General features: G+C 67.6%; 2 protein-coding genes. Both read left to right on the forward strand.

The window, feature by feature from the left end; all coding sequences use genetic code 11:
- A partial coding sequence (locus ACIRS4_RS36640) for a polyprenyl synthetase family protein (protein ID WP_404204353.1) occupies positions 1–477 on the forward strand: 477 nt, incomplete at its 5' end.
- 438 nt (positions 478–915) lie between these two features.
- Positions 916–1556 (forward strand): hypothetical protein (locus ACIRS4_RS36645; RefSeq protein WP_404204355.1); only part of this gene is annotated, 641 nt, incomplete at its 3' end.

The raw sequence follows: 1556 nt of genomic DNA on the forward strand, positions 1-1556 counted from the left end.
TGCCTGGAGACGCTGCGCCACCAGCGGGCGGCCCTGCTGGGGTGCGCGTGCGCGATGGGCGCGTTGTGCGCGGGCGCGCCTTCGGAGGTGGTGGCGGCCATGGATCGGTTCGGCCGGGAGCTGGGCATCGCCTGTCAGCTGTGTGACGACCTGCGTGGGATCTGGGGTGAGCCCGGCAATCCGAGCCGACCGGTCGGCCATGACCTGATGCGGCGCAAGCATTCCTTACCCGTGGTGGCGGCCCTCGAGTCGCCGACGCCGGCGGGCCGCGAGTTCGCCGAGCTCTACGCCTCGGACACCGCCCTGGATCGGGAATCGGCCGCGCACGCAGCGGATCTCATCGCGCGAGCGGGTGGAAAGGAGTGGGCGCAAGCGGAATCCCTGCGCCATATGCGCGCCGCCGCGGACATGCTGGGGGGACGTCCCGCCGTGGATCTGCTGGCCTTGGCCGAATGCGTCGTCCCGCGCGATCGGTGACGCCTCGATAATCGCACCGATTCGAAATCGGACAAATCAATTCGACCGGGCGGTTCATATTGCGCCGCAATATTATTCCGTCGGGAACAATTGTGACTCCGCGCCGCCTCTGTCAATAGGGATTAACCCCGGTGGCGTGCGTGTAGCGGATCGCTTGCACTGGTGATGCTGGTATCCCGCCCAGCGAATTCGATAGCCGCGAAGGGACTTTAGTAATCGATTCGCAGGAATCCATTGCTCCAAAACTGCTGGGCTGTCACGATATCCCACACGCGGTGAGCGGGGTCGATGCGATTCGCCGTCGAAATATCCACCAGGCGTGCACGTTTCGCTGTCGGCCGCTCTAGGTCGCGCATTCGTGCCATGTCGTCCTGCCTATTTCCCAGGAGTTCGCGCATGACTACGGGACCTGTCGCCGGACCCGGGCGCCTACCGGCGTTGGACCGCGAATCGGCCCGCGAACTGGTCCGGGAACTGGCACAGGCCGCGGCCACCACGCGGACCGGGGTCCTGCGGGTGACCGGGGAGCCGGGCGGCGATCTCCATATCGTCCATGGGCTGGTGGTGATGGTGGACTCGCCCGGCGCGCCCGGGGTGCGCGAACTGCTCGCGCGCCCCGGGCGTACCTCCACCGGGGAGGCCGATCTGCGGGTGGTGACCATGATGGCCGCGGTGGACGGCTGTTTCGCCATCACCTCGGGCTGGATCGGCAACTGCTTCTGGCAGTCGGACCCGAACCCCGAATCCGCCGACGCGCCAGGCACATTCGAGGGCACCGCGCCGCGAGCGCCCGGCTTCGAACCCGGGTGGCTACTACTGGAGACCGAACGGCGGCTGGGCGCGCTTGCTCACGGCCGCATCTCCCCGCACCGCAATCACGTGCAGCTCACCGAACGCGGCCGGGTGTTGCTCAGCGGTCCGGGCAGCGGCCATCGCCGCGAGATCCTGCTGTGGTCCAACGGCCGCCGCAGCTGCCGCGATATCGCGAAGTTGTTGTGCCGCAGCCTGTACGCGGTCACCGTCGAGGTGGTCCGGATGCTCGACGACGACCTGCTCGTCATCGCATCGGTGGAAGCCGA

Origin of the sequence: Streptomyces sp. NPDC101166, assembly GCF_044768125.1 — a bacterium.
Taxonomy (GTDB): Bacteria; Actinomycetota; Actinomycetes; order Streptomycetales; family Streptomycetaceae; genus Streptomyces.